The organism is Caldivirga sp. UBA161 (assembly GCF_002506515.1).
In the GTDB taxonomy this organism is placed as follows: Archaea; Thermoproteota; Thermoprotei; order Thermoproteales; family Thermocladiaceae; genus Caldivirga.
Genome location: NZ_DAXS01000046.1, coordinates 978 through 6574 on the forward strand (window position 1 = coordinate 978; position 5597 = coordinate 6574).

The following is a 5597-nucleotide window of genomic DNA, read 5'->3' on the forward strand; positions in this document are numbered from 1 at the left end:
AAGTTTGATACCGCAAGATACGCATACATTGATTCTTAATCTACAACTCTATTAGGCTTAGAATAACCTTAATGCTTATAAACCTTGAACTGCATCCTAAATTCCATGAATGCTAGATCAATTGCAGTGGTGGCTGTCGTAATTATAGTTTTGATAATACTAGGTGCATTACTTTTAATGCATAAGCCCACAGTGAAGCAGGCTCAGGAATTACCCACCAATATGACTGCCTTAATCAACCTATGTCGTTCAAGTCAGTTTAACATTACATTAATCTCAACCAGTGCATCGCAAACATACTTGTCTAGGGATGTAACTACATTAAGTGGGGTGAGGCTGAGTTATAGGATTGAGAATAACCTGTATAATATGGGTTCATTCAATGGCATATCTTACCTAGCCTTCAATCCATTAACCGGCTCAGTATGCTACTACGGTAACTTCACTAATGTTCAGGATAAGGGGGTTGCCCAGTGGGCTTATCCAGAAATAGTGGTTGTTGGTTATAAGCCCTGGGACGGATACCCTGTCTATAACCTGCGTAACCCCAACTTAACCTTACCAGCTAAGATTAGTGACTTGCTTCAACCTAATGGTGGTGGGTATGATTGGATTAAATTAACGTACTCCGTGGCATATGCCCCAAGCACCTTCCCAGAGGACTTCGCCTTTGATATTTGGATACTCTATAATCCAAGGGAAGTTGGGGCAGTAACTAGGCCTGACTTAGAGCTTATGATTTGGTTATTCTTCAATAACACCAATATAACCTGGGCTGAGGTTGGGACCACTAAGATACCAGTTATTGTTAATGGCGTTTACAGAAATGTGACTTGGGCTGTGTTAGTGTCATGTAACTTCCCATGGACTTACGTTGCAGTAATACCTCAAGACACTGGAAACACCACAATGGCTGGGGGATGGAGGACTGCAACTGTTGAATTTCAGCTAGCCCCATTCCTAAACGCAATCCTTCAATTTGTGCCTAATAAGAAGTGTGGAACAGGCTTATCAAATTACCCCATCAAGGATAAGGCTTATCTCGAAAACTTAACCATGGTTGATATTGAACTAGGGATTGAATTCGGTAATGAATATATTAAGGGCGGCGAAGTAGGGTATTATCTTAAGGGTATCAGCATACTTAAGGGGAAGTGAATACGATTCCAATATTAATAATCCTGGTTTAAGTTAAATTAACTATGTTAATTTAAGCTGGCATTTACAATGCCTATTATTCTCATACTTTAAAAACCCACCAACGCAGGTAATTTCATGGTTAATGACATAGTTAATAATGCGGTAATAGTAGGTACTATTGAAATGATACTCAGCGGGCAGGATGCTAAATTAGTCATTAATAGTAGTAATATTGATAATATCTTAAAAGTAATGGAGCTGGTTCTACAAAGGCACCCGGGATGGAGTAATGCACCAGTAAACGTTACAATATTTAATGATGATTCAGTGGCTGTGAGCGTTAAGTTGGGTTTAAGGACACTGGTATTCGCATTAATAAGCCCCAGTAGAGTTAATTATGATATGCAGCAATACTCAATAATCCTTAATCAAGTGAAGTTAATGCAGGATTTACGGCTAATTGACATAGTTAAAGCATTTGAAGGTATGGTAATGCTTAATAATGATGCAAAGGTAATAATAGCCAATTTACTAAATAATAGCCTTAATACGTCTTATTAATAATAATGAATTACCCTTAATACTAATAAAAATTAAGTAATAAGCCTCATCCTTGAGGGATGAGTAGCTGAAATTCACGTACTGAACCTAGGCCCTTACCTCAAATTGAGTATTAGGTGTACCGCTAAGAATTACCTTGGTTTAAAGCTTATTAAAACCCTAGGAATTGGTTTTACCATGACTAATCCCTGCAGGAAGTGGGAGGTTAAACTTGAGGGGGCTGTTAAGGCTAATAATACGGTTAACCAGCTTAAGTTCAAGGAGAAGTTAACGGAGTGCGTAGTGTATACGGCTAGGTTAATGATTAAGAGGAGTGAGGATGCGTATAGGGAGGTTGCTAACTACGGTATGGAGGTTGCTAAGAAGTATAATATACCTGAGATTGAGTATTACCTAAGGATTATTGAGGATGAGGCTAAGGCTACTAAAGCTAAGGCCAAGGAGGCTAAGGCCAGTGAATCTAAGCCTTAGGGGAGTAATGAGTAGTGAATTAGCCAATCACTAAATGCTCCTTTATCAACTTACCTTTACTTAACCTATCGGGTAGAAACGGCTCCATAATGGGGTTCACCTTACCATCAAGCACGTACTCAGCCATTAATCTACCGGTTAATGGGCCGAACATTAACCCATGTCCACTGAAGCCTGCGGCAACGTATAGGCCTCTTGGCCATGAGTCAGACCTACCCATTATATGGCTATTATCTGGAGTCACCTCATAGTAGCCTGACCAAACCCTCATTACTGGTATCCTCTTCGATACTGGCATAACCTCACCCATTGCCTTAGCCCAAGCCCTCAACCACTTAAGTGTGTTATTGAAGGGCTTAAGCCCAGGCTCCTCATTAACCTCAATAGACCCAATAACCTCACCCCTCAGGGTCTGGCCGAAGTAGGCGTTAGTGTGCGTGTCTATGATTAATGATGGCTCAATGAAGAATCTTACAGGTGCTGTTACGCCTATTTCCTTCCTAATGGCGTTAATGGGTAATTCAACACCAGCTGTCTTAAGGATTTCACTACTCCATGCGCCCGCAGTAACAATAACTGCCTTAGCATTAACCACAGCCCCAACACCCTCAACACTCCTAACTTCATTATTAACCACAGTTATTTTATTGATTGGAGCCTCATCAATTATTAAAGCCCCCATTTCCCTAAGCCTACTTAAGTAACCGTACATTAAGTAATCATGATGCAGTTCACCGTCCTGAGGCCCGAAGGCTGCACCAACGTAAAGCTTACTGTTTAGGTACGGGTACTTATTGGCTAATTCACCACTATCCATGAATCTAACTGATGCACCCAGGGGCTTCCAAATACTATTATTAATCTCCTCAAAGCTCCTCATAGCTTCATTACTCCTAAATAACCAAAGGTACCCACCCCTCCTTATCATTGGGTTCCAGTTTAACTCATTCTTAATCCTCATTAACTCCCTCATAGCCTCAATGGCGTATTTAGTGTTCTCAATATTACCGAACTGAACCCTAAACCTTGATGCATTCCTTGTTGAACTACCACCACCAATAATCCCCTTATCCACTAATGCAACCTTAACACCCCTCTTAGCTAAATTATAGGCCGTGGCTAAGCCAACAATACCACCACCAATAACGGCTACATCAACATTATGGACTACCCGCCTAATCACTCCGCATCACCCAATGTACCCATGGGTATTGGGTTCAATGGAGGCCTTTGCCTAGGGAGCCCGAATTCATAAGGCTTCCTCCTCATTAATCTAGCTAACATTAGGTTAGCTGTGATCATACATAGTTTACCCTGGCATGCACCTGTACCTAATCCAGTGGCCCTCTTAATGTACTCCATTCTAGGCATCTTGAGTTCACGGTGCTTCGGAACCTCATCGTGAAGGATATTCAGCTTAATCTCCTTCAACCCAAGGAACTCCCTAGTAACCCTAAGTAAATCACCTAGTGAGACATCCTCACAGAAGCATATTAACTGATCATCAGCCTTATCTAGGAAGTACAGGTCACTAACCCATTGAGGCACCTCTGGTACGTTTGGTTCCTGGAAGTAGCCTACATCGTGAAGGCCCTTCTCAAGCCTATTAAAGGCATCTACGAAAGTTGGGTTACTGGTTACTAATGCGTTCTTAAACTCCGCAATAGCCTTATCAGCCTCCTCTGGTTTAATTAAACCGTACATGGCTGCTATTGAGTATGCTGTAGCCTTAGCTTGGAGGGGAATAGTGGATAATGGTATCATCCCAGTGGCCTCACCAACAACGTACACGTTCCTTAACCCAATAACCTCACCACTCCACTTATGCCTAGGCACTATACCTCCAAGTACAATATCGTAGGCTAATTCAGCACCCAATTGGGCAAGAAGCTCCACTGCAGGTACTCTAATAGTGGTGATTAAGGCATCACCAGTGGCTTCACCTATTGTGAACTTCTTAGGCCCCTCAGGTACCTGGTACCTTAACCTAAATCTGGCTCCCTCAACCTCAACACTACTTATGTAAGCACCCATTACTGCTCTTAAATCCTTCAAATCACTAAGCCTACCCGTCCTAGGCTGTATGGCGTGATCCATGATGAGTGGATTCAAGCCTAGCTTAACCAATTCCCTAGCAACCCCAATCCCCCACTCATCAGTACCATACAGTATTGGCTCACCCTTAACCACGCCAGCCTTAACTAGTTTAAGGTATGTTAAACCAGTGTACATAGGCACCTTATAGTTGCCTGGAAACACCAGTGGGACTTCCCTTGATCCAGTAGCCAATACAAGCACCTTATAGTTGAATTCAAATAACTTAGCACCATCTAGTGAATGGCCAATGGCAGCATCCTCAAGGACGCCGTCAAACACAACTCCAGTCAACAAGCCGTTAGTTAACTTAGCCTTAGCACTATTAACGTATTCGGAAACCTTAAGTACGCCTTGATCCTCTAATTCAATAATCCTACCACCTAATTCACTATTCCCCTCAACAATAGTTACCTTTAATCCAAGCCTACTCAACTCCATAGCCGTAATCAAGCCGCTTAATCCGCCGCCAATCACTAATACATCGGTTACAACATTAATTATCTTAGCCTTAGGTGGTTCAGGGAGTTGGGATGCATCAATATGCCTCATACCCTTAGCAAACCTAATCACAATTGGCCACGCAATCTTAATAAGCCTACTCCTAGGCAATACCGATGGCCTCGCTAAACCACTCATAAAACTCATTAGGCGGGATTGAGCATTAACTTGCCCTGCGCATTGGTTCAATGACCCATTACTAAGCCAATAACCACTACACCACCACTCACAGCAAATAAAACCTCTAACCTCACTAGTCCTCGGGCTACTTAACATTACTGGGCTACCTAAATGCCCCTGACCCTGATCAACCATTAATTAAAGTTAAGAGTAGAGGTTTAAAAGAACTGACCTCCTCCCTAATCCTAAATTGGTAAGGTGCACCTTGAATTTAACAACAATGATATCAATAATGTAAGAGGATTTGCTTGTTAAATGGTAAAATAGCCTTAAGCAACCAATATGATTCACGCCTTAGCGGTAGGCTACAGCCTAATCCTAACATATTAACTTCTGCTCCATAAAGGATGGAGGGGATCATGCATACTTATGAACTAGTTAACGCCTTCTTTAATTCCTCAAATGCTTGATTTAGTTCATTGCCAATTTTATTCTTTGCTTTAATTCATCTATCCGCCTTATTAATTCCTTTATTAGGCTCATGACTGCTTTCGACGCCTCCTCCCTATTCCTATACTTGCTTAATGCCGCGTCTGGGTCTGGGCCATTGTACTGGTAGTCGTGTAGGTTTAATGCCCTATCAGTCCATACTGATAAACCATTATAGCCTAATTCCTCAAGCATTTGCGATAAGCTAATCATCCTACTTG

At 41.8% G+C, this 5597-nt stretch carries 6 protein-coding genes; 3 read left to right on the forward strand and 3 right to left on the reverse strand.

The window, feature by feature from the left end:
* Positions 1 to 105: 105 nt before the first annotated feature.
* From BP896_RS05210 to BP896_RS05220, 3 genes are all read left to right on the forward strand, one after another.
* Positions 106 to 1158, forward strand: coding sequence for a GH12 family glycosyl hydrolase domain-containing protein (locus tag BP896_RS05210; RefSeq protein ID WP_291766455.1), 1053 nt, complete (start codon positions 106 to 108; stop codon positions 1156 to 1158).
* A gap of 117 nt (positions 1159 to 1275) precedes the next feature.
* On the forward strand, positions 1276 to 1701 hold the full coding sequence (locus tag BP896_RS05215; protein ID WP_291766457.1) for a hypothetical protein: 426 nt from the start codon (positions 1276 to 1278) through the stop codon (positions 1699 to 1701).
* 177 nt (positions 1702 to 1878) lie between these two features.
* Positions 1879 to 2172 carry a hypothetical protein gene (locus tag BP896_RS05220; RefSeq protein ID WP_291766459.1) on the forward strand — a complete coding sequence of 98 codons (294 nt, stop codon included), beginning with the start codon at positions 1879 to 1881 and terminating at the stop codon, positions 2170 to 2172.
* A 19-nt stretch (positions 2173 to 2191) separates the two neighbouring features.
* Here the strand turns inward: BP896_RS05220 and BP896_RS05225 are convergent, their stop codons facing one another.
* The 3 genes from BP896_RS05225 to BP896_RS05235 all read right to left on the reverse strand — a co-directional run.
* Positions 2192 to 3355, reverse strand: coding sequence for an NAD(P)/FAD-dependent oxidoreductase (locus tag BP896_RS05225; protein WP_291766461.1), 1164 nt, complete (start codon positions 3353 to 3355; stop codon positions 2192 to 2194).
* Entirely contained in the window at positions 3352 to 5082 is a 1731-nt protein-coding gene (locus BP896_RS05230) for an FAD-dependent oxidoreductase (protein ID WP_291766463.1), read from the reverse strand. Before BP896_RS05230 ends, BP896_RS05225 begins: the two co-directional genes overlap by 4 nt.
* 276 nt (positions 5083 to 5358) lie before the next feature.
* On the reverse strand, positions 5359 to 5597 hold a 239-nt coding region (locus BP896_RS05235; protein WP_349681936.1), incomplete at its 5' end, for a PaREP1 family protein.

Excerpts from the sequence above, each read along its gene's own strand:
- BP896_RS05220 (WP_291766459.1), top strand. The coding sequence starts at position 1,879 with ATGACTAATCCCTGCAGGAAGTGGGAGGTTAAACTTGAGGGGGCTGTT.
- BP896_RS05210 (WP_291766455.1), top strand. The coding sequence starts at position 106 with ATGAATGCTAGATCAATTGCAGTGGTGGCTGTCGTAATTATAGTTTTG.
- BP896_RS05215 (WP_291766457.1), top strand. The coding sequence starts at position 1,276 with ATGGTTAATGACATAGTTAATAATGCGGTAATAGTAGGTACTATTGAA.
- BP896_RS05230 (WP_291766463.1), bottom strand. The coding sequence starts at position 5,082 with ATGGTTGATCAGGGTCAGGGGCATTTAGGTAGCCCAGTAATGTTAAGT.